This is a genomic window from Erythrobacteraceae bacterium WH01K (assembly GCA_027941995.1).
In the GTDB taxonomy this organism is placed as follows: domain Bacteria; phylum Pseudomonadota; class Alphaproteobacteria; order Sphingomonadales; family Sphingomonadaceae; genus CAJXSN01.
Genome location: CP115966.1, coordinates 1389369 through 1409957 on the forward strand (window position 1 = coordinate 1389369; position 20589 = coordinate 1409957).

At 63.3% G+C, this 20589-nt stretch carries 23 protein-coding genes and 1 tRNA gene; 23 read left to right on the forward strand and 1 reads right to left on the reverse strand.

Annotated elements, in window-relative coordinates; all coding sequences use genetic code 11:
- Positions 1 to 12 precede the first annotated feature (12 nt).
- The 14 genes from PF049_06895 (at position 13) to rpmE (ending at position 13489) form a co-directional block, all read left to right on the forward strand.
- A complete protein-coding gene (locus PF049_06895; protein ID WBY15352.1) occupies positions 13 to 762 on the forward strand; it encodes a phosphatidylserine decarboxylase in 750 nt (249 codons plus the stop codon).
- Between the two features lie 46 nt (positions 763 to 808).
- Positions 809 to 1627 carry a phosphatidylcholine/phosphatidylserine synthase gene (locus tag PF049_06900; protein ID WBY17871.1) on the forward strand — a complete coding sequence of 273 codons (819 nt, stop codon included), beginning with the start codon at positions 809 to 811 and terminating at the stop codon, positions 1625 to 1627.
- 500 nt (positions 1628 to 2127) lie between these two features.
- The gene (gene rpsB / locus PF049_06905) at positions 2128 to 2868 is read left to right on the forward strand and encodes a 30S ribosomal protein S2 (GenBank protein WBY15353.1); all 741 of its coding nucleotides are present in this window, start codon (positions 2128 to 2130) and stop codon (positions 2866 to 2868) included.
- Positions 2869 to 2989: 121 nt separating this feature from the next.
- Complete coding sequence (gene tsf / locus PF049_06910) at positions 2990 to 3916, forward strand: translation elongation factor Ts (GenBank protein WBY15354.1); 927 nt, start codon at positions 2990 to 2992, stop codon at positions 3914 to 3916.
- Between the two features lie 208 nt (positions 3917 to 4124).
- Entirely contained in the window at positions 4125 to 4844 is a 720-nt protein-coding gene (pyrH, locus tag PF049_06915) for a UMP kinase (GenBank protein ID WBY15355.1), read from the forward strand.
- 12 nt (positions 4845 to 4856) lie between these two features.
- Positions 4857 to 5414, forward strand: a complete 558-nt coding sequence (frr, locus tag PF049_06920) for a ribosome recycling factor (protein ID WBY15356.1) — start codon at positions 4857 to 4859, stop codon at positions 5412 to 5414.
- A gap of 21 nt (positions 5415 to 5435) precedes the next feature.
- Positions 5436 to 6131, forward strand: coding sequence for a polyprenyl diphosphate synthase (gene uppS / locus PF049_06925; protein ID WBY15357.1), 696 nt, complete (start codon positions 5436 to 5438; stop codon positions 6129 to 6131).
- Positions 6118 to 6837, forward strand: coding sequence for a phosphatidate cytidylyltransferase (locus PF049_06930; protein WBY15358.1), 720 nt, complete (start codon positions 6118 to 6120; stop codon positions 6835 to 6837). The genes uppS and PF049_06930 overlap by 14 nt, the downstream gene beginning before the upstream one ends.
- A gap of 1 nt (position 6838) precedes the next feature.
- Complete coding sequence (gene dxr, locus PF049_06935) at positions 6839 to 7993, forward strand: 1-deoxy-D-xylulose-5-phosphate reductoisomerase (protein WBY15359.1); 1155 nt, start codon at positions 6839 to 6841, stop codon at positions 7991 to 7993.
- Positions 7993 to 9108, forward strand: a complete 1116-nt coding sequence (gene rseP, locus PF049_06940; GenBank protein ID WBY15360.1) for an RIP metalloprotease RseP — start codon at positions 7993 to 7995, stop codon at positions 9106 to 9108. Before dxr ends, rseP begins: the two co-directional genes overlap by 1 nt.
- 195 nt (positions 9109 to 9303) lie before the next feature.
- The gene (bamA, locus tag PF049_06945) at positions 9304 to 11991 is read left to right on the forward strand and encodes an outer membrane protein assembly factor BamA (protein ID WBY17872.1); all 2688 of its coding nucleotides are present in this window, start codon (positions 9304 to 9306) and stop codon (positions 11989 to 11991) included.
- Complete coding sequence (locus PF049_06950; protein WBY15361.1) at positions 11991 to 12671, forward strand: OmpH family outer membrane protein; 681 nt, start codon at positions 11991 to 11993, stop codon at positions 12669 to 12671. Before bamA ends, PF049_06950 begins: the two co-directional genes overlap by 1 nt.
- A gap of 28 nt (positions 12672 to 12699) precedes the next feature.
- Positions 12700 to 13167, forward strand: a complete 468-nt coding sequence (gene fabZ, locus PF049_06955) for a 3-hydroxyacyl-ACP dehydratase FabZ (protein ID WBY15362.1) — start codon at positions 12700 to 12702, stop codon at positions 13165 to 13167.
- Between the two features lie 97 nt (positions 13168 to 13264).
- Complete coding sequence (gene rpmE / locus PF049_06960) at positions 13265 to 13489, forward strand: 50S ribosomal protein L31 (GenBank protein ID WBY15363.1); 225 nt, start codon at positions 13265 to 13267, stop codon at positions 13487 to 13489.
- A 57-nt stretch (positions 13490 to 13546) separates the two neighbouring features.
- Here the strand turns inward: rpmE and PF049_06965 are convergent, their stop codons facing one another.
- A complete protein-coding gene (locus PF049_06965; GenBank protein WBY15364.1) occupies positions 13547 to 14188 on the reverse strand; it encodes a 2OG-Fe(II) oxygenase in 642 nt (213 codons plus the stop codon).
- A gap of 194 nt (positions 14189 to 14382) precedes the next feature.
- Here PF049_06965 and PF049_06970 point away from each other — a divergent pair.
- The 9 genes from PF049_06970 to PF049_07010 all read left to right on the forward strand — a co-directional run bounded on the left by PF049_06970 (position 14383) and on the right by PF049_07010 (position 20539).
- Positions 14383 to 14459 (forward strand) — tRNA-His (locus PF049_06970).
- Between the two features lie 51 nt (positions 14460 to 14510).
- A complete protein-coding gene (locus PF049_06975) occupies positions 14511 to 15572 on the forward strand; it encodes an amino acid dehydrogenase (protein ID WBY15365.1) in 1062 nt (353 codons plus the stop codon).
- Positions 15573 to 15697: 125 nt separating this feature from the next.
- Entirely contained in the window at positions 15698 to 16420 is a 723-nt protein-coding gene (ccmC, locus tag PF049_06980) for a heme ABC transporter permease CcmC (GenBank protein WBY15366.1), read from the forward strand.
- On the forward strand, positions 16420 to 16560 hold the full coding sequence (locus tag PF049_06985; protein WBY15367.1) for a heme exporter protein CcmD: 141 nt from the start codon (positions 16420 to 16422) through the stop codon (positions 16558 to 16560). The genes ccmC and PF049_06985 overlap by 1 nt, the downstream gene beginning before the upstream one ends.
- Positions 16557 to 17030, forward strand: coding sequence for a cytochrome c maturation protein CcmE (ccmE, locus tag PF049_06990; GenBank protein WBY15368.1), 474 nt, complete (start codon positions 16557 to 16559; stop codon positions 17028 to 17030). The genes PF049_06985 and ccmE overlap by 4 nt, the downstream gene beginning before the upstream one ends.
- Complete coding sequence (locus PF049_06995; protein WBY15369.1) at positions 17027 to 18961, forward strand: heme lyase CcmF/NrfE family subunit; 1935 nt, start codon at positions 17027 to 17029, stop codon at positions 18959 to 18961. Before ccmE ends, PF049_06995 begins: the two co-directional genes overlap by 4 nt.
- Positions 18958 to 19488: a DsbE family thiol:disulfide interchange protein gene (locus PF049_07000; GenBank protein WBY15370.1), complete on the forward strand. Its 531-nt coding sequence runs from the start codon at positions 18958 to 18960 to the stop codon at positions 19486 to 19488. The genes PF049_06995 and PF049_07000 overlap by 4 nt, the downstream gene beginning before the upstream one ends.
- Positions 19488 to 19901 carry a cytochrome c-type biogenesis protein CcmH gene (locus PF049_07005; protein ID WBY17873.1) on the forward strand — a complete coding sequence of 138 codons (414 nt, stop codon included), beginning with the start codon at positions 19488 to 19490 and terminating at the stop codon, positions 19899 to 19901. The genes PF049_07000 and PF049_07005 overlap by 1 nt, the downstream gene beginning before the upstream one ends.
- Positions 19898 to 20539 (forward strand): tetratricopeptide repeat protein, encoded by a 642-nt coding sequence (locus PF049_07010; protein WBY15371.1) that lies wholly within the window; start codon positions 19898 to 19900, stop codon positions 20537 to 20539. Before PF049_07005 ends, PF049_07010 begins: the two co-directional genes overlap by 4 nt.
- Positions 20540 to 20589 lie beyond the last annotated feature (50 nt).

Consider the following 20589-nt stretch of genomic DNA (forward strand, 5'->3'; position numbering starts at 1 on the left):
TAGACGCCAGGCATGTCTGGTGATTTGCTTGATAACAAAGGGCGCGGAGATGCGGGCTGGGAATGGCCGGCAATCCACCCGGAAGGTCGCAAATACGGCGTAGTGGTTGCAGGCCTGTCGCTGCTGGCGGCGTTCCTCGCGTGGGAAACCATCGCCTGGCCGCTCGCCTTCCTCTCGATCGGTGTCCTGGCGTTCTTCCGCGATCCGGAACGCGTCGTCCTGCAGGACGATTCCGCCATTGTGTCGCCCGCCGATGGGACCGTATCGCTGATCCGCATAGTGGAACCGCCCCTCGACATGCAGGGAGCCGATCCCGATGGAACGCCCGGTCTGCCGGCACAGCCCATGACGCGCGTCTCCATCTTCATGTCGGTGTTCGACGTGCATATCAACCGCACCCCGATTGCCGGGATGATCGCGCGCCTGGTCTATGTACCGGGCAAGTTCATCAACGCCGATCTCGACAAGGCGAGCGAGGAAAACGAGCGGCAGCATTTCCTCGTCCGGCGCCCTGACGGCATCACGGTCGGTTTCACGCAGATCGCAGGCCTTGTCGCACGCCGCATCGTTCCCTTCGTCAAACAGGGCGATACCCTGGCCGCCGGGCAGCGAGTCGGATTGATCCGGTTCGGCAGCCGCGTGGACATATACCTGCCAGCCGGAACGGAGCCGCAGGTGATCATGGGCCAGAAGGTCGTGGCCGGGGAAACGGTGCTCGCCCGCATCGGGCAGGCGCCCGAGCTGGAAGGCGTGGCGCAGTGATTATTCGAAAGGCCATTACGCAATGAGCAAGCCGCTGCACAATCGCATGGGGCCCAAGGCGACCGAGGCTGAGGTTCCGATCGGCCGCGATGGCGGCGGTCTTCGTCTGCGCGCCGTGCTGCCGAATGCCATCACCGCAGCCGCGCTGTGTTCCGGCCTGACCGGCATTCGATTCGCCGTCACGGGCAACTGGCCCGAGGCGGTGCTGGCAATCGTCCTTGCAGGGGTGCTCGATGGTATGGATGGCCGGGTCGCACGGCTCTTGAAGGCGCAATCACGGTTCGGGGCGGAACTCGACAGTCTCGCCGACTCGCTGTCCTTCGGCATGGCGCCGGCGATTATCCTCTATTTGTGGTCGCTTCAGGCCGTGCCCAATCTCGGCTGGTTCGCTTCTCTTGCGTTCGCCGTGGCTTGTGCTCTCCGCCTTGCGCGGTTCAATGCGCAGATCGATGTCGACGACCAGCCGCACAAGTCGGCAGGCTTTCTGACGGGCATTCCCGCGCCGGTTGGGGCGGGTCTGGCGTTCCTGCCGATCTACCTCTGGCTCGCCGGGGGATGGGATTGGATGCGCGACCCCTGGATCGTCGGCCCATGGATGGTGGTGATCGCGTTCCTGATGATCTCGAACACGGCCACGCTCAGCTGGATGTCGATCCGGCCGCGTCGCAATGTGAGGCTGGAACTCATACTGTTTGTCGGCATCCTGTTTGCCGCATTGCTGGTCGAACCGTGGTGGACGCTAGCGGCGATCTGCGCCGGATACCTCTTGCTGATGCCTTATGCGTGGATGAAATATGCGCGGATCAAGCGGCAAGTTTCATCTGCAGGGCCGGCTGACACTCCAGCCGCCGCGCCGGACGAATAACTGCACACGCCTGTGCCGACGGCCGGGCCGTCGCAGCACCCTTGATCACCCTGTATGCATTGCGCCCGCGTATCAACGTGTCGGCGAGCACGAGCATGCCTGCACCAAGTGCGACAGTGAACAGGGCGAAAAGGGCGACGGTGACGATCATAATCAGCTCTCGATCCAAGGGCACAGGCCTGTGGAAAACCTGTGCAGATAATGAGGGAAACTTTCACCAACCTGTATCCGTTCCCTCGATTGCGCCGTTGTTCTTGATTTGTTCCGGCCTGTCAAGTGGTTTTCGGGCCAGGACGCTATTCACCCGCGATGAAATGATGCTGGATTTTCGGCTTCTGCGGCGCTATGGGGCGCCATCCCAGCCGAACCACGTGCCCTTTTCGGCGTGTGGCAGGGCCGGGAAAATCCACATGGAAAGCACTTCATACCGGTGCTCGTCTCGCGGGATCTCCGCGCGGGTCACTCGCTTTCCAGAGGCACAACCGGAAAGGAATTATACTATGGCGGCACCTACCGTCACGATGCAGCAACTGATCGAGGCCGGCGCACATTTCGGCCACCAGACCCACCGCTGGAACCCGCGGATGAAGCCGTATATCTTCGGCGCCCGCAACGGTGTTCACATCATCGACCTGTCGCAGACCGTGCCCCTGATGGCGCGCGCGCTCGACTTCGTGGCCTCCACCGCCGCTTCGGGCGGCAAGGTCCTGTTCGTCGGCACCAAGCGCCAGGCGCAGGAGCCGATGGCCGAGGCAGCCCGCATGAGCGGCCAGCACTTCGTCAACCATCGCTGGCTCGGCGGCATGCTGACCAACTGGAAGACCATCAGCCAGTCGATCAAGCGTCTCAAGTCGCTCGACGAGCAGCTGGGCGGCGAGATTTCCGGCCTGACCAAGAAGGAAGTCCTCCAGCTGACGCGTGAGCGTGACAAGCTGGAACTCTCCCTCGGCGGCATCCGCGACATGGGCGGCATCCCCGACGTGATGATCGTGGTCGACGCCAACAAGGAAGACCTCGCCATCAAGGAAGCCAACGTGCTGGGTATCCCCGTCGTCGGCATCCTCGACACCAATGTCGATCCCAGCGGCATCTCGTTCCCGGTTCCTGGCAACGACGACGCTGCACGCGCCGTGCGTCTCTACACCGAAGCATTCGGCGAAGCGGCGGCTGCAGGCCGTAACCAGGCTCAGGGCAAGAATGCAGGCGAGATGGAAAATCCGCCGGCCGAAGCTGCTGCCTGATCCGGCACCGGGTTGCCGCCTAGGGGCGGCTTCCTATCTGACCCAGACAAGCGGGGGCGGGGCTGCGTGATGCGGCCCCGCTGCCATATTTTCCCAATCGAGAATTCGAGGAATTGACGACATGGCCGATTTCACCATCGCCGATGTAAAAACCCTGCGCGAGAAAACAGGCGCGGGCATGATGGACGCCAAGAAGGCGCTGACCGAAACCGGTGGCGACATCGAAGCTGCCGTCGATGCGCTGCGCGCAAAGGGCCTGGCTGCAGCACAGAAGAAGTCCAGCCGCACTGCTGCCGAAGGTCTCGTCGGCGTGGCCGTCGAGGGCACTAAGGGCGTCGCCGTCGAAGTAAACTCCGAGACCGACTTCGTTGCGAAGAACGACAAGTTCCAGGACTTCGTTCGCAAGACGACGCAGACCGCGCTGGCTGCCGACAATGACGATGTCGAAGCGCTGAAGGGCATGGATTATCCCGATGGCGGTACCGTTTCCGACAAGTTGACCGATAATGTCGCCACGATCGGTGAAAACCAGCAGATCCGCCGCATGAAGAGTGTGACGGTGTCCAAGGGCATGGTCATCCCCTATGTGCACAACGCTGCCGCGCCGAACCTCGGCAAGATCGGCGTGCTCGTCGCGCTGGAAAGCGATGCCGGTGCAGACGTGCTGGAACCGCTGGGCAAGCAGCTGGCCATGCACATCGCCGCAGCATTCCCGCAGGCGCTCGACGCTGACGGCCTCGATGCCGACGTCATCGCCCGCGAACGCGCCATTGCACAGGAAAAAGCAGCCGAAAGCGGCAAGCCGGAAAACGTGCAGGAAAAGATGGTCGACGGTGCGATCAAGAAGTTCGCCAAGGAAAACGCGCTTCTTTCGCAGCTGTTCGTGATCGACAACAAGACGCCGATCGCAGACGTCGTGGCAAATGCGGGCAAGGATGCCGGCACGACAATCGCGCTGAAGGACTATGTCCGCTTCCAGCTCGGCGAAGGCATCGAGAAGAAGGAAGAGGATTTCGCCGCGGAAGTCGCAGCGACCCTCAAGGGCTGATCCAGCCACCGACCATTGAAAAACGGCCGTCGGACTTCGGTTCGGCGGCCGTTTTTCTTGCGCGCAAACGACGCCGGTTCCCGGCCGGCCTGCCTTCTACCCGTGAAGTCTTTCCGGCCGTGACGGAAACGGCGTTCAAGAGCCTGCTCCCCTTGGCACGGCGATGGAACGGCTATAAGGCCGCGCAAACCCCGATTAGCGAGTTGCCATGTCCCTTCCCAAGATGAAACGCGTCCTCCTGAAGCTTTCCGGCGAGGTGCTGATGGGCAAGAACGAGTTTGGCATCGATCCGGCTTTCGTCGCCGAGCTGGCGCAGGAAGTGAAGGCGGCGCGCGACACCGGGCTGGAAATCTGCCTGGTCATCGGCGGCGGCAATATCTTCCGCGGCATGGCTGGCGCAGCGCAGGGCATGGACCGGGCGCAGGCCGATTACATGGGCATGCTGGCCACCGTCATGAATGCCCTGGCGATGCAGAACGCTCTTGAGCAGCTCGGCGTGCCGACGCGTGTCCAGTCTGCAATCCAGATGGACCAGGTTTGCGAACCGGTCATCCGGAGGCGGGCAGAGCGTCACCTCGAGAAGGGGCGGATCGTCATCTTCGCTGCGGGTGTCGGCGCGCCCTATTTCACGACCGACAGCGGGGCTGCCCTGCGTGCGGCCGAGATGCGCTGCGATGCCCTACTGAAAGGGACCAGCGTCGACGGCGTCTATGACAGCGATCCCAAAAAGAATGCCGGGGCAAAGCGTTTCGATATCGTCGGTTACGACAGGGTGCTGGCGGACAACCTGAAGGTGATGGACGCCTCTGCCGTGGCGCTTTGCCGTGACAACCAGATTCCGATCGTCGTGTTCTCCATCCGGGAAGAGGGCAATCTGGCCCGCGTCCTTGATGGCGAAGGCGTACAGACGATCGTCACCGACCAATAAGGAGAGGGCCCGATGGCCAAGTTTGACAAAGCAGATATCGAACGCCGGATGCAGGGCGCCGTGGAAAGCCTGAAGGGCGACCTGAGCGGTCTTCGGACGGGCCGTGCCAATACCAGCCTGCTCGATCCCGTGGTGTGCGAAGTCTACGGCTCCATGATGCCGCTGAGCCAGGTCGCGACGGTCAATGCGCCGGAGCCGCGTATGCTGGCCGTGCAGGTCTGGGACAAGTCGAATGTCAGCGCGGTGGAGAAGGGGATTGCCAAGGCCAATCTCGGCCTCAATCCCATGACCGATGGCCAGACCATTCGCCTTCCAATGCCCGACCTTACGGAAGAGCGGCGCAAGGAACTGGCCAAGCTGGCGGGCGAGTATGCGGAAAAGGCGAAGATCGCGATCCGCAACGTACGGCGTGACGGCATGGAAGCGCTGAAGGACGACGAGAAGGCGAAGGAAATCTCGGAAGACGATCGCAAGCGGTCGGAAGACGAGGTCCAGAAACTGACCGATACCTACGTTGCGAAAGCGGACGAGGCTGCCGCAGCCAAGGAAAAGGAAATCCTGGCCCAGTAACGGGTCGGGAACGGGGTCAGCATGTCCGGCGATCAGCCACAGGATTGCGCGGCGGCGCGGCATGTCGCCATCATCATGGACGGGAATGGTCGCTGGGCGAAGGCGAAGGGGCTGCCCCGCGTCATGGGGCACCGGCGCGGCGTCGAGGCCGTGCGCGCGCTCGTCCGCAGTGTCGAGGACATGGGCCTCGAATGCCTGACGCTCTACGCCTTCAGCTCGGAAAACTGGAAACGGCCCGAAGGAGAGGTCGACGACCTGATGAACCTGATGCGCAAGTTCATCAAATCGGACCTGCCTGAATTCATCGCCAACGATGTGCGCCTGCATATTATCGGTGACTGGCAAGGGCTTGCACCCGATATCGTCGCCATGCTCAAGGATGCGCTGGAAAAGACGTCCGGCGGATCGCGGACCCTGGCCGTGGCGCTGAACTACGGCGCGCAGCAGGAAATCGTTCGCGCTGCGGCAAAGGCGGCAGCGCAGGGCGAGGTGACGGAGGAAGGCATCGCCGCCCATCTGGATACGGCACAGCTACCCCCGCTCGACCTGCTGATCCGCACCAGCGGCGAAGTGCGCCTGTCGAATTTCCTGCTGTGGCAATCGGCCTATGCCGAGATGCTGTTTGTCGATACGCTGTGGCCTGACTTCACGCCCGAGCATTTGCGACAGGCGCTCGAAGATTTCGGGGGGAGAGAACGGCGTTATGGCGGGCGCTGAAATTTCAGGCGGCGGGAAAGCCCGCAAAAGCGATCTCGGCGTGCGGTTCGTATCGGCCGTGGTGATGATGGCCGTGCTGCTGGCTGCATTCGCTGCCGGCGATGTTTGGTTCGACATGTTCGTTTACGTCGTGACCTTCCTGACGATTGCGGAATTCGCCCGGCTCGTACTGCGCGCGACGAACCAGCCGGTAACGCGCGTTGCAGGGATATTGGCCGGGACCGTCCTGATCGCGCTGGCCGGGATCGTGCTGGCGGATCTCGATTCCTATTACCTCCTCGCGGCTATCGGCGTCGTGATTTCGACCGATGTCGGCGCCTATGCGATGGGACGCACCATCGGCGGCCCGAAGATTGCTCCGTCGATCAGTCCGTCGAAAACTTGGGCGGGGCTAATGGGCGGAATGCTGTTCGCGGCGATCTTCCTGATCCTGATGGTCACTGCATTCCACTATACCGGCGGTTACAAAACCTGGGGCGAACTGGTCGATGTCGCTTGGGACGACGCGCTGGGCGCGGCAATGGTCGGAGCCATCCTGGCGGTGACCGCGCAGGCCGGTGATTTCGCGCAAAGCTGGCTCAAGCGCAGGGCCGGGATGAAAGACAGCTCCAAACTCATTCCCGGACATGGCGGTGTGTTCGACCGCGTCGACGGACTTTTGCCGGTGGCGCTGATCGTCGGTTTCATCAGCACGACATTCACCTGATATGACCCGCAGCCTGTCCATCTTCGGCGCAACCGGCTCGGTCGGATCTTCGACGCTCGATCTCGTCCGGCAGGATCGCGATGCGTGGGATGTGAAGGTCCTGACTGCCAATTCCAGCGCTGCGGAACTCGCCGCACTGGCGCAGGAATTCGAGGCAGAGCTGGCGGTTGTCGCGGACGAGTCCCACTTGCCGGCCCTGCGCGACGCGTTGTCGGGCAGCTCTATCGAGGCGGCGGGTGGCCGGGACGCCCTTTGCGAGGCCGCAACCCACCCGGCCGACATGAGCGTTGCGGCCATTGTCGGCTGCGCTGGGCTGGGCCCGGTGATGGCGGCGATCGAGCAGGGCAATTCGGTGGCCCTCGCAAACAAGGAAGCGCTTGTATCCGCAGGCGAAGTCATGACCGCTGCGGTCGAGCGCACCGGAGCGACCCTGCTGCCCGTCGATTCGGAGCACAATGCGATCTTCCAGTGCCTGCAGGGCGGGACGGTCGAGGACGTCCGCTGGATTACCCTGACTGCCAGCGGTGGCCCGCTTCGCACGTGGTCGCCAGCCGAACTGGCAAAGGCCACGCCCCAGCAGGCCATTGCCCACCCGAACTGGGACATGGGGGCCAAGATCAGCGTCGATAGCGCCACCATGTTCAACAAGGGGCTGGAGCTGATCGAGGCGCACCACCTCTTCCCCGTCGGGCTCGACCGGATCAGGATCGTCGTCCATCCGCAGAGCGTCATTCATTCGATGGTCGAATACCGCGACGGCTCCACGCTGGCGCAGTTGGGGCCATCCGACATGAAGGTGCCGATTGCCTCGTGCCTCGCCTGGCCGGAGAGGATGGAGACCGGCTGCGAACCGCTGGACTTGCCTGCCATCGGTTCGCTGACCTTCGAGCATCCGGACGAGCAGCGCTTCCCTGCCACGCGGCTTGCCCGCGAGGCTGCGGAAGCAGGCGGGGCCGCTCCCGGCGTGCTGAACGCTGCGAACGAAGTGGCCGTGGCGGCTTTCCTCGACGGTAAGATAGGGTTCACGCGGATTGCGGTATTGGTGGAAGACGCACTGAACAGATTTGCGCAGCCAGCGCCCCGATCGCTCGACGAGGTACTCTGCGTCGATGAAGAGGCCCGCGCCGTGGCGGCATCCATGATAGAGACTGCCTGATGTTCGAATCGACCCCGTTCTGGATGTGGATCGCCGGTTTCCTGCTCTTGCTGGGGCCGCTGATCACCGTGCACGAACTGGGTCATTACCTCGTAGGTCGCTGGTTCGGCGTGCAGGCGGAGGCGTTTTCCATCGGGTTCGGCAAGGAGCTGTGGGGCCGCACCGACAGGCACGGCACGCGCTGGAAACTGTCCGCCTTGCCGCTGGGCGGGTATGTCCAGTTCAAGGGGGACATGAACCCCGCCAGCATTCCCGATGCCGAGGCCGCTGCCGCGCTGGACCCGGCCGAGCGGGAGGGAGCCTTCCAGTATGCCGCGCTCTGGAAACGGGCGCTGATCGTCTTTGCGGGTCCGGCGACCAATCTGATCGTGACGCTGGCCATCTTTGCGTGCTTCGCCATGGCGTTCGGCAAGGTCGAGGCGACGAACACGATCGGAGGATTCGCGGAAACGTCGGTCGCGCGGGAAGCCGGGCTGGAAGTCGGCGACCGCATCGTCGCCATCGATGGCGAACCGACGCCGACCTTCCAGGAAATCGGCAGCAGGGTCCTGATGTATCCAGACGAGCAGGTCGAGTTGACCGTCGATCGCGACGGGCGGCAGTCGGTGATCCCCGTGACCATTGCCAGCGTCGTCGAAACGGATCGCTTCGGAAATGAATCACGGATCGGGCGGCTGGGTGTCGCCTCCGGTTCGCCTGACGTAACGCCTGTGGGACCGTTGCAATCGCTTTCCATCGGGTGGGACCAGACGGTCGGCCTGGTGGACATGATGGTCACCGGAATCGTGCAGATACTGACCGGGGACCGATCCGTTCAGGAACTGGGCGGACCGATCAAGATCGCGAAATATTCGGGCGAGCAACTCAGCCTGGGCTGGCTGGCCTTCGCCAATTTCGCAGCGCTCATTTCGCTTAACTTGGCATTCATTAACCTCCTGCCAATCCCGGCACTCGACGGCGGGCACCTGGCTTTCTACGCGGCTGAAGCAGTCCGTCGTAAGCCGGTCGGCCCGCGTGGGATGGAAGTTGCGTACCGCACCGGCATGGCCCTCGTGCTGATGCTGATGCTGTTCGTGACGATCAACGACCTGGCCTCTCTGTCACTGTTCGGGTGACGACACTCTTCGGGTGGCAGGCGGGACAGGCGGTATGAAAGGCGGGTCGGAATCGGTCCTCACTCCTTGAAAGCACGGCGTGCATCGGGCATTGGCGGCGCATTCACCGCCGGTGCCGATCCCGAGCTTTCGATGGACCCGGGGCCGGACCGGAAATTTATGGACGGGACATCTTCCGAAATGAACGGCACACAGATGCGTAGCGCGAAGGCTTCGCACTCCAAGAGCACTTTCGCGCTTGCTCTCCTCACCGGAACCATTCTGACCGGCCTGCCGGCTGCCGCAATGGCGCAGGACACCGGACAGGAAGCGGCACTGCCGACGGGCCAGGCCGGTCCCGAAGCGCAGGGCGGGGCGGCGCCGGTTCAGGCGCAGGCAGACGTCATCCAGACGATCGCCGTGTCGGGCGCCCAGCGTCTCGAACCGCAGACGATCCTGTCCTATATCTCCATCCGCCCGGGCCAGACCTATACCGCGGCCCTGGGCGACCAGACGCTGAAGGAACTGGCAGACACCGAGCTGTTTTCCGACTTCTCGATCCGCAACGAGCGCGGGAACGTGATTATCACCGTGGTCGAGAACCCGGTGATCAACCGGATCATCCTGGAAGGGAACGACCGGCTCGACAACGACAAGATCCTGCCCGAGATCAAGCTGGCCCCGCGCCAGATCTTCACCCGTTCGAAAACCCGCGCCGACGTTGCCCGCATCATCGAGCTTTACAAGCGCCAGGGCCGCTTCGCCGCGACGGTCGAGCCCAAGGTCGTCGAACTGAGCCAGAACCGCGTCGATCTCGTGTTCGAGATCAGCGAAGGGCCCAAGTCCAAGGTTCGCCAGATCAACATCATCGGCAACGAGGTGTTTTCCGACGGAACCCTGCGCGGCGAGATGGTGACCAAGCAGGCGCGCCTCACCAGCTTCCTGTCGTCCAACACCAGCTACGATCCCGACCGTCTCGCATTCGACCAGCAGAAGCTGCGCGAATTCTACCTGACGGAAGGCTATGTGGATTTCCGCGTCGTGTCTGCCGTGGCCGAACTGACGCCGGACAAGCGCGACTTCATCATCACCTACGTGGTCGAAGAGGGCGAGAAATACGATTTCGGCGATGTCGAGGTCGAAAGCCAGCTCCGCGATTTCTCCAGCGAAGGGCTGAGCGCCAACCTGCCGATGAAAACCGGCGACGGCTACAACGCCAAGCTGGTCGAGGACACGGTGGAGCAGCTGAGCGAGCTGGCCGGCACGTTCGGCTATGCCTTTGCCGACGTCCAGCCGCAGTTCTCCCGCAACCGCGACAGCAAGACGATGGACGTCACCTTCCTCATCAGCGAAGCGCCGCGCGTCTATGTCGAGCGGGTCGACATCAACGGCAACACGCTGACGCAGGACAAGGTGATCCGCCGCGAAATGCGCATCAATGAAGGCGATGCCTTCAACTCGCTGCAGGTCGCGCGGTCCACCAACCGCATCAATTCGCTGGGCTTCTTCCAGGAAAACTTCGAGATCGAGCAGAAGGAAGGTTCCGCGCCGGACCGGATCGTCCTCGAAGCGAATGTCGAAGACCAGCCGACGGGCGAATTGCAGCTTTCGGCCGGTTTCTCCTCCATCGAGAGCTTCCTGCTGTCGGCCTCCATCCGCGAGCGTAACTTCCGCGGCCGCGGCCAGACGGTCGGCGCATCGGTCAACTGGTCTCGGTTCTCGCGGTCGTTCGGTGTGAACTTCACCGAGCCTTACGTTTTCGACCGCAACATCTCGGCCGGTGTCGATCTCTATCGCCGCGATTTCAGCAGTTTCGATCCGCGGAATAGGGACAGAAATACTTTCGAGCAGACAACTACGGGCGGTGCTTTGCGACTCGGCGTGCCTTTAACAGAATACATGTCGCTGATTGGTAGCTACACGCTAAATTATGATAACATCACGCTTGATGAAGATATTTATTTCTCGGATATCGACGGCGATGGGATTCGGACTTGTGATCCACTCCAAGCCGGAAGGTTTCTTTGCGACTCTATCGGCGAAAGGACTAGCTCAATTGCTGGCCTCACGCTCAACTACAACTCGCTCAACAGCCGGTTCCGTCCGACCCGCGGCGAACGCATTAGCGTTACAGGTGAATATGCCGGGCTCGGCGGTTCTGTCGAATATGCCAGAATCCGGGGAAATGCTGCGAAATATTGGAGCGTTTTCAACGGCTTCATCTTCTCGCTTTCGGCAGAAGGCGGCTATATCAAGGGGCTTCGAGATCGGCCCGGAGAAGGGGTAGACGACGTTTTCCTGACTGACCGATTCTTCCTTGGCGAACCACAAATCCGTGGTTTTGACATTCGCGGTGTGGGTCCCCGCGTATTGCGTCAACCAATTGTCGATGATGGTGAAGGCAATCCTCTCATCATAACGGACCCTAATACGGTTCGAGACGATCCGATCGGCGGCAACGCCTATTACCTCGGCCGTGCAGAGCTGGAAATTCCGCTCGGCTCGGGCGTTCGCGAGCTCGGCTTGCGGCCCTCGATCTTCATGGATGTCGGCGCCCTGTTCAATGTGACGGAGCCCGTCCTAACCCAGTCTCCCTTCCCGGGCGGCCTTTCCTTCCAGCAGACGGATGGCGATGGAAACCCGCTGTTCGTCGGCCCTGAAGGCCTCCCAACCCTCGATGCGGTGCAGGAAAACGGTACGCCGAACCAGCCGCTCAACCAGACGATTGCCCCCTTCCAAGAAGTGTTCCTGGGCGATTCCGCCGCACCGCGTATCTCGGTCGGCATCGGCGTCAATTGGAACTCGCCCTTCGGTCCGTTCCGGATCGACTTTGCCAAGGTGCTGAAGAAACAGCCGGGCGACGATACGAAAACACTCTCATTCAATGTAGGAACCCAGTTCTAATGAAAATCTTTGCCAAAACCGCCAAGACGCTGGCCGCTGCCGGCATCGCCACGGCCACGCTGGCTGCCGTCCCTGCTACCGCGCAGGTCAATGGTATCGCCACCTCGGTTCCGGAAGCGGTCATCGTCCGCTCTGCCGCGCGCCAGGCTGCCTATCAGCAGATCGCCCAGACCTATGCCGCGCAGCTGCAGCAGATCCAGGCGCTCCGCACGGAAACGCAGACACTCCAGCGCAGCCTCGACACCAATGGCGACAACCAGATTTCGGATGCGGAGCTGCAGGCCGGACAGGCCGTGGTGACGCAGGTCCAGCAGAAGGAACAGCAGATCGCGCAGATCGGCCAGCCGATCGGCCTCGCCCAGACCTATGTGATCGAACAGCTCCTGACCGATTACCAGAATGCGCAGCAGCAGGTCGTCCAGGCGAAGGGCATCCAAATCATGCTCAGCCAGGATGCGATCCAGTACGCTCCCTCGGGCGTCGACGTGACCAGCGATATCGTCGCCGCGCTCGACCAGCGCCTGCCGACCGTTCAGGCGACCCCGCCTGCAAACTGGCGTCCGCGCCGGGAATCGCTGGCCCTGCAGCAGGCCGTTCAGCAGATTCTCGTCGGCGTCGCTCAGCAGCAGGCTGCCCAGCAGGCGCAGCAGGCCCAGCCCGCAGCACCTTCCGGCCGTTAAGACAGTTCGACGGGGCAGGGGACCAGCGATGAGTGAAGACACGAAGAGTGGCTTTGAAGACTACGACATCCGACGGGTGTTGGCGGCTCTGCCGCATCGCTATCCCATGCTGCTGGTCGACCGGGTCAAGTCGATCGATCTGGGCGAGAAAATCCACGCAGTGAAGGCGGTTTCCTTCAACGAGGATTTCTTCCAGGGACATTTCCCCGGCCAGCCCATCATGCCCGGCGTCCTCCAGATCGAGGCACTGGCGCAGGCCGCGGGCGTCCTCGGGATCGAGACGTTCGAACTGGCGGGATCGGGCAAGCTGGTGCTGTTCATGGCGATCGAGAACGCCAAGTTCCGTTCGCCCGTCACGCCGGGCTGCCTGCTCGATCTCGAAGTCGAGTTCACCCGCAAGAGTAGCCGTGTCTGCAAGTTCAAGGGTTCGGCCAGCGTGGAAGGCAAGGTCACGACCGAGGCCGAGTTCACCGCGATGATCGCCGACCCGACTTGATGGTTGCAAAATAGGGCGCGCCGCTCTAACTGCGCGCCTTCCCTGCTACACAGCGCGTCCGGTCGGAACCGGGCACAAGCTTAAAGGACGATACGCCATGAAGGCCGAAGGACACCCCGACTACCACATGATCACGGTCAAGATGACCGATGGCACCGAATTCCAGACGCGCTCCACCTGGGGCAGCGAAGGCGATACTCTGGCGCTCGACATCGACCCGACCAGCCACCCGGCCTGGACCGGCGGCAAGCAGCAGCTTCAGGAAGGGGGCCGCGTTGCAGCCTTCAACAAGCGCTTCGGAGGGCTCAGCCTCAAGAAGTAATCGCCCCGGCGAAACATCTGACATTCGAGAAGGGCGGTCCTGCGGGACCGCCCTTTTTCATTCCCAGCCCCACGGTTTTTCGCGGTACCATTTCGTCAGGACGTATTTCAGCCCCTTGCGAACCTTCATGCCGTGGTGGAGCGTCGCCTCGTTGACGCTGCCATCCGTTGTCCGGTTGTTCCAGGCGAGCAGCTTGCCCGCCTCGGGCTGGAATGTCTTCTTCAGCTCGCGGAACCGCGTTGCGCCGCCGGCCTCGACGTCGTTGAGGTAGATCATGCAGGTCCAGGTGCGCTGACCGGCAACGGAGCAATACCGGTCGTAATCCTCGCCGTCGGGCGCGAAGAAATCGGTGTGCGGCTTGAACTCCTGCCCCACGTCGTAACGCTGGCCCTGCAACGGCTCGCCATAGGCGGGATCGATCCCGGTCAGCGCATCGAGCTTCGATTCGACCATACGCACGGCGCTATCGCCGCTGTCGAGATCACAGGTCTCGCTGGTGCGGAAATATTCGTCTCCATTCGTATCGGCGAGGGTGGAGGGGCGCCTTTCGCGGTCGATCAGATCCACGATCTCTCGGCAGAGCGAGGGGTCGAGGAATCCTCGGCACTGGAAGATCTCGGCCTTGGGCGTCGGCACCTTCTGCACGCCTGCGAAAGACCGGATGCGTACTGAAGGAGATTCGCTGTCTTGGCTTGTCATGCAGGTCAGCATTAACCGGCGTCGGGACGCTCGCAAGAGGGGGTAACAATCTTGCGTTTCAGAACGCCTCGCGCAGTTTTCGCTTCCCATTCGCGTCCGGCTATGCAACAGGCTCGCCCCCGCTAGAGAGCGCCCTTGACGGGGCGCTCTACGGGCGTATCAGCCCCCGATGCACGACATTTTCGGGGCGTGTGGCGATCGTAGCTCAGTTGGTTAGAGCGCCGGTTTGTGGTACCGGAGGTCGGGGGTTCGAGACCCCTCGATCGCCCCATTTTTTCCCGATCTGTGTCCGATTTCTCCCCCTTTCAGGGACCCCCGATTGATGACCGCATTCTGGACCGAACCCGATTACGACGATCACGAGCTGGTTCAGCTCGTTCGCGACGAGAAAAGCGGTCTCACCGCGATCATCGCGCTGCATTCCACCCATCTCGGGCCGGGCGCAGGCGGTACGCGGTTCTGGCATTACCCGGAACCCAAGGACGCGATGCGCGATGCGCTGCGCCTATCCCGGGGGATGAGCTACAAGAACGCCATGGCTGGCCTACCGATGGGCGGCGGCAAGGCCGTTATCCTGGCGGGCGAGGACAAGCAGAAGACCCCGGAACTGCTGGCGGCTTTCGGCGATGCGGTAGACGCGCTGGGCGGTCAGTACGTGACGGCCGAAGATGTCGGCATCAGCGAACAGGACATGGTCGCGGTGTCGCAGCGCACGAAGCATGTGTCGGGCCTGCCGACCGAAGGCGACCGGGCGGGCGGCGATCCCGGTCCGTTCACGGCCATGGGGATCTATCACGGCATCAAGGCGGCCGTACGTCACAAGCTGGGTAAGGACAGCGTGAAGGGCGTCCATGTCGCCATCCAGGGTACGGGCAGTGTCGGCGGCGGTGTCGCCAAGCTCCTGGCGCAGGACGGTGCGCGGCTTACCCTGTCGGATATTCACGAAGACCGGGCGCGCGAACTGGCCATCGAACTCGATGCAGAGGTTGCGGCAGCTGATGCCATCATGAGCACGTCGTGCGACGTCTTCAGCCCGAATGCGCTCGGCGCGATCCTGGACGACGAGGGGATCGCGCGGCTCGATTGCCCGATTGTTGCCGGCGGGGCGAACAACCAGCTGGCCCGCGCGCATCACGGTGAGCAATTGGCCGAGCGGGGCATCCTTTACGCGCCCGATTACGTCATCAATGCCGGTGGTATCATCAGCGTGACGATGGAATATCTGTGCCGCTGCCACGGCGAACCGTGCGACATCAACGAGGTGCGCAAGCGTCTCGCCCTGATCCCCGGCCGTCTCGAGGAAATCTGGGCCGAAAGCGACAGCAGCGGCGCATCGTCCGACGTTGTCGCCGATCGCATGGCGCAAAAACTGATAGGGCGGTAATTTCGGCGTCGTATCCCGGGCGGTCCGCTGTCTGCGCCTGTTCTTTCGACGGTGTTTGCGGGCGCGCAGACAGTCTGTAAGGAACCATACAGCACGCCACCCCTATTCGGCGCGAAAGCAACTCAATGCACGGTTTCGCCAATCCCCGCCGCTTTCTTTCGCTGGCCCGCTGGCTGACGCCGGTGCTGCTGGGCGCGGGCGGCGTGCTGGTGGCGCTGTCGTCATGGTGGGGCCTGACGCAGGTCAGCCCCGACAGGCTGATGGGCGAGACCGTTCGCATCCTGTTCATTCACGTCCCCACCGCATGGCTGGGAATGGGCGGCTGGACGATGATCGCGCTGGCCAGTGCAGCGCTGCTGATCTGGCGTCATCCCCTCGCAGCCATTGCCGCGCGCGCGGCGGCCGTGCCCGGTATGATCTTCACCGCGGTCTGCCTCGCGACGGGATCGATTTGGGGACGCCCGACCTGGGGCACCTGGTGGGTCTGGGACGGACGCCTGACGTCGATGCTGGTCCTGCTGTTCCTCTATTTCGGGTATATCGCCCTGGCTCAGGCCAGTGCCCGCGAAGGCGTGTCGGACCGCATTCCCGCGATCTTCGGGCTGGTCGGCGCGGTAAACATCCCGATCATCAACCGCAGCGTGGTCTGGTGGAATTCCCTTCACCAGCCACCGAGCCTGACTGTGGGGAAGAGCGCCATTGCGCCTGAATATCTCTGGCCGCTCCTTGTCGCGGTGCTCGGTTATTCGCTCCTGTTCGGTGGCGTGGTGCTCGCCCGGATGCGCGCGCTACTGGCCGACATGCAGGCCGAGGCGCGTCTCCGCCGCAAGGCGATGGAGGCGAGCTGATGCGCGAGGGACTGGACCAGTGGGACTTCGTCCTGGCGTCCTATGGCGTCGGGATCGCGGCCATCGTGCTTCTCGTCCTGTGGAGCGTTCTCTCCATGCGCCGTGCCGAGACACGGCGCGAGGAAAGCCGCCGCAAATGAGCGCTCTCAAGGCAAAGCACCAGCGACTGGTCCTGGTGGTCATCGCGGTCGCCGTGCTGATCGGCGCGGCCTTGCTCGCCATATGGGGCCTCAGGAGCGAGGCAAACTATTTCTACACGCCGAGCCAGATCGTGGCCGAGCCGCCGTCCGGCGACCGCATGGTTCGCCTTGGTGGCATGGTGCAGGACGGGTCGATCGAGCAGCTTGGCGACGGCATCAGCATCCGCTTCACCGTCGGTGACGGGCAGGCGCTGGTTCCCGTCCGCTATACCGGCATCGTGCCCGACCTCTTCGTCGAAGGATCGGGCGTGGTGGCAGAGGGACGCATGGGGCCGAGCGCTTTCATGGCCGACAGTCTGCTCGCAAAGCATGACGAGAACTACGTTCCTCGCGAATTGCAGGAAATGACCGAGCATCAGGCGCGGCAGGTCGTCGCGGAAACGCAGCAGGCAGGGGCGCCGACCCGGTGACGGCAGAAATCGGCCTTGCCGCCTTGTGGATGGCCGCGGCGCTATGCCTGCTGCAATTCATCGCGGGCGCTCTGGCACTCCGCCGGCAGGGTGCGGAGATGGGCCTCATCACCCGCCCGGCAGCCATCGTCCAGGGATTGCTCGCCGTAACCGCCTTCGCCTGCCTGATGTGGTTGTTCGCCATTACCGACCTGTCCGTCGAACTTGTCGCGACCAATTCGCATTCCGACAAGCCGATGCTGTACAAGCTGACCGGGACGTGGGGCAATCACGAGGGGTCCATGCTGCTCTGGGTCGCCGTGATGGCCCTTTCCGGGGCGGCCATTGCCGCCTTGGAGACCCGATTGCCGGAGCGGACGATGCAGGCGGTTCTGGCCGCGCAGGGCGGAGTGGGGACCGGGTTTTACGCGTTCTTGATCGCAAGCTCCAATCCCTTTGCGAGGCTGGATACGCCTGCCGCACAAGGAGTCGGCCTCAACCCGCTGCTGCAGGATGCCGGCCTCGCCTTCCATCCGCCGACCCTGTATATCGGCTATGTCGGCCTGTCGGTGGCTTTCAGTTTCGTGGTCGGGGCCTTGCTGACCCGGCAGGTGACCCCCGACTTCGCGCGCGCCATGCGCCCTTGGGTCCTGGGGGCATGGATATTCCTGACCCTCGGTATCGCCGCTGGAAGCTGGTGGGCCTATTACGAACTGGGCTGGGGCGGCTGGTGGTTCTGGGATCCGGTGGAAAACGCCTCGCTGATGCCGTGGCTGGCAGCGACGGCGCTGCTTCATTCGGTCAGCGTCCTGGCAGCGCGCGATGCGCTGCGAACGTGGACGGTCATGCTGGGCGTCGTCGCATTCTCGATGTCGATGCTTGGCACCTTCCTCGTTCGCTCGGGAGTGCTGACCAGCGTTCACACATTTGCGGTCGATCCGGAGCGCGGCGCCTTCATTCTCGTGCTTCTCGCCATCTATATCGGCGGAGCGCTGGCGCTGTTCGCCTGGCGCGCCGGTGCGATCTCCGAAGGGAAGAAATTCGCGGTGGCAAGCCGGGAAAGCGCGCTGGTCTTCAATAACATCATGCTGAGCGCGATCCTGGGGGTCGTGCTGCTCGGCACCCTCTATCCCCTGCTGGCCGAAGCACTGGGCGATCGTGTCTCGATCGGCCCGCCATATTTCAATCCGGTCGGCGCGGTCTTCGCGCTTCCAATGTTTGCGGTGATGACGGTCGGGCCGCTCCTGCGATGGCGCAGCGACCATGCAGCACGGATCTGGAAGCCTGCGATCTTCATGGCACTGGCAGGAGCCGCTGTTGTGGTCGCCGGTGCGTTGACCAGCGATGCGGGTTTCCTTTCGCTGGTCGGGCTGGCTTTCGCTGCGGTGCTGGCCATGGCCAGCGTCATGCCGCTCTACGGGCGGCGGCTGCGTCTCGTGCCGCTGGCGACATGGGGCATGGTCGTTGCCCATTTCGGCGTTGCCGTCATGCTTTTCGGAATGACGAGCGAGAGCGGGTTTTCGCGCGAGACACTGGCGGCTGTCCGGGCGGGCGAAAGCGCGGACATCGGGCCTTATCGCGTTACGCTGGAAGGCGTGGAGCCGGTTGCCGGGCCGAACTGGACGGCGCTGGAAGCGCGCCTTTCGGCCAGCGATGGCGGGATGCCCGTCCTGCTCCGCCCGCAATCCCGCACCTTCCTCCAGCCTGACCAGACGACGACGGAGAGCGCGCTACTCAATCGCTGGAACGGACAGCTGTACGCCGTGCTGGGGCAGGCGGCGGGCGAGGGGCGCTGGCAGCTTCGCCTTTGGTGGAAGCCGTTCGTGACCCTGATCTGGCTGGGCGCGCTGCTGATCGCGCTGGGGGGCATCGTTTCCGCCGTGGGTCACATATTGCGGTCCCGGCGGCAGCGGCACCGGGAAGACATGGCAAAAAGGGAGAGCATCGCATGAAGCGCCTCGCCTTCTTCATTCCGCTCGCGCTCTTCGCACTCTTCGCGGGGCTGGCCGCGTATCAATTGTCGCAGCCGAAGACGGACGACGTGCCCAGCCGCATGGTCGGGAGACCCTTGCCTGGCTTCGAACTTCCCTCCGGCAGGGCGGACGGGCCTGCGGTTACACAGGCTGATTTCACCGATGGTACGCCCAAACTGCTCAACATATGGGCCACGTGGTGCCTGCCGTGCATCGCCGAGGCGCCGCAGCTCGAGGCACTGAAGGAAGCGGGCGCACCGGTCATCGGCATCGCGATCCGCGATACGCCGGAGGATATCGCGGCGTTTCTGAGCAAACATGGCGACCCCTATACCAGGATTGCGATCGACGAGCGTTCGACCGTCCAGCTGGGTATCGGGTCGAGCGGTGTGCCAGAAACCTTCGTCGTCGATGGAGACGGTATCATCCGACACCAGCATATCGGGGACATCCGTGAAGGCGATGTCGCAGACCTGCTGGAGCGGCTGCGCGAGGCCGGCGAATGATGCGGGGCGTCCTCCTCCTGCTGGCTGCCGCCGTTTCCGGCCTGGGCTTCGCACCGGTGGCGGCGCAGGAGCGGCAGGCGGCTTCCATGGCCGACACCCAATTGCCGGATCCCGTGATGGAGGCAGAGGCACGCGACCTGATGGAGAGCCTGCGTTGCCTCACCTGCCAGTCCCAGTCGATCGCGGATAGCGATGCAGCGATGGCGGCCGATATGCGGCATCTTGTCCGCAGCCGGATGATGGCAGGGGAAACGCCGGAGGAAATCCGCGGCTGGCTGGTAGAGCGTTACGGAGACTATATCAGCTATGCCCCGCCGGCGGATGGGGGGACCTGGCCGCTCTACGCCATCCCGTTGCTGATCCTGCTGGGCGGAATCGCGCTTTTCGTGCGTCGGACGAGGCGTGGATCGTGAGCTGGTTCGGCGTCGTCTTCCTTGCCGTGGCCGCGTTCCTTGTGGGGGCGCTGCTCCTGCGCGGCGCGCGCAGCTTCTGGACGCTGTTTGCCGCGACGCTGGTTTTCGGACTGGCGGGTTACGCCTGGCAGGGCTCGCCCGGTTACCTGTCGTCACCCCGCGCGGCATCGGATACGGCCACCCGCGCCAATCCCGACCTGATCAACGCCCGGGCAGAGTTTTTCGACGCATCGCACCTGCCTTCGCGTTTCGTCCTGACCGGCGACACCTATGCGCGGCGGGGAGACTACGAGACGGCGAGCGGATTCTACCGGAACGCCGTGGCGGAAAACCCCGATGACGGCGAGGCGTGGCTGGCGCTCGGCGTGGCGCTGGTCGAATATTCCGGCGGGCGGGGCACGCCTGCGGCGCTTTACGCTTACCAGCGGGCCCGCGATGCGCTGCCTGGCAACCCCGCGACGGGATATTTCGCAGGCCTGCCCGAAGTGCGCAGCGGCCGCTTCCCGGAAGCGAGGGAAATCTGGGCAAAGGCTCTGGCATCGGCATCGGACCGTGCCGAGGGACGGGATTACCTTGCCAGTCGCATCGCTTCGCTCGACGAGTTGATGGCTGTCATGGCGTCCGCTTCCGGGTCGTAGGACGCTCCCCTGTGTTGCACTGCGGCAATCGCGCTGCTACCCGCGCGCCT